Genomic DNA, 1,296 nt, shown 5'->3' with positions numbered 1-1,296 from the left:
GTCCAACTCCACCTCCTCGAACTCCTCGGCATCGAAGTCACCCGAACCCGCTGGCCACAGACCTGAAACGGTGACCTGCGAAGTACGGGGCTAGGGCGGCGTGCACCACTGCTGCGCGGTGAAAGGGGGGTCTGGCGAACCCCCTGTACACCCTCCCCCCGCTGCCGGTGTGTGCCCCCTCCGTCCGGTGGTGTCCTGGATACCGGCACGCAACCAGGCACCCACTTGAGAGGGATCACCATGTCCAAGCCCCTGATCATCATCACCGGCGCCAGCTCCGGCATCGGCGCGGCCACCGCCCGCCTCCTGTCCGCCCAGGGACACCCGCTGCTGCTCCTCGCCCGGCGGCTGGAGAAGCTGGAGGAGCTCGGGCTGCCCGACACCCTGTGCCGCAAGGTCGACGTCACCGACCGGGACGCGGTCGAGGCCGCCGTGCGCGAGGCCGAGGAGCGGTTCGGGCCGGTGGACGCGATCGTCAACAACGCCGGGGCCATGCTCCTGGGCCGGATCGCGGACCAGGGCGCCGAGGAGTGGGACCGAATGATCGACCTGAACATCAAGGGTGTGCTGTACGGCATTCGCGCCGTCCTTCCCGGCATGCTCGCCCGTGGCATCGGCACGATCATCAACGTCAGCTCCATCGCCGGCCGCAAGACCTTCCCGAACCACACCGCCTACGTCGGAACCAAGTTCGCCGTCCACGCCATGTCGGAGAACCTGCGTGAGGAGGTCGCCTCCCGCGGCGTCCGTGTGGTCACCATCGCTCCCGGCGCCGTGGAGACCGAACTGCTCTCCCACACCAGCGACGAGCAGATCAAGCAGGACTACGAGGCCTGGAAGAAGTCCGCCGGCGGTGCCCTGGACCCGCAGGTCGTGGCCGAGGCCATCGCCTACGCCTACCGCCAGCCGCAGAACGTCACCGTCCGTGAGATCGTCCTCGCCGCCACCGGCCAGGAAGCCTGACCGTCACCGCATCGCGATGGTGACAAGGGGTCCCTCGCCTCTTCGTGCGACGCTCCTTCCTCTCCGGTTCGTCGGTGGCCAACTCATCGGTGGCCAACTCATCGGTGGCCAACTCACTGCCGGTACGCGGCGTTCCCTTGTTCCGGTTTCACGGCTGTGGTTGGACCCCGAAGGCTGTTCCACCCGACTTCTGGTCGCGTCCTGTGGCGCGCTCCGGTCTTTGGCAGGGCCCCGCTGCACTAGGCAGTGTCCTGGCGATCAGTTGAGTCGTTGATACGACTATGGGGTGTAGGAGTGATCTGACGGATGCCCAGTGGGAGCGCCTGGCGCCGC

The 1,296-nt window shown here is 67.6% G+C and carries 1 protein-coding gene; it reads left to right on the top strand.

The genetic code is table 11. From position 1 onward, the window contains the following. Positions 1 to 240 precede the first annotated feature (240 nt). Entirely contained in the window at positions 241 to 963 is a 723-nt protein-coding gene (locus ACWDAK_RS41315) for an SDR family oxidoreductase (RefSeq protein ID WP_344636569.1), read from the top strand. The last annotated feature ends 333 nt before the right edge of the window (positions 964 to 1,296 follow it).

The organism is Kitasatospora sp. NPDC001175 (assembly GCF_053598215.1).
Note: the sequence above shows the minus strand (reverse complement) of the source record. Positions and strands in the feature narration are given on the sequence as shown.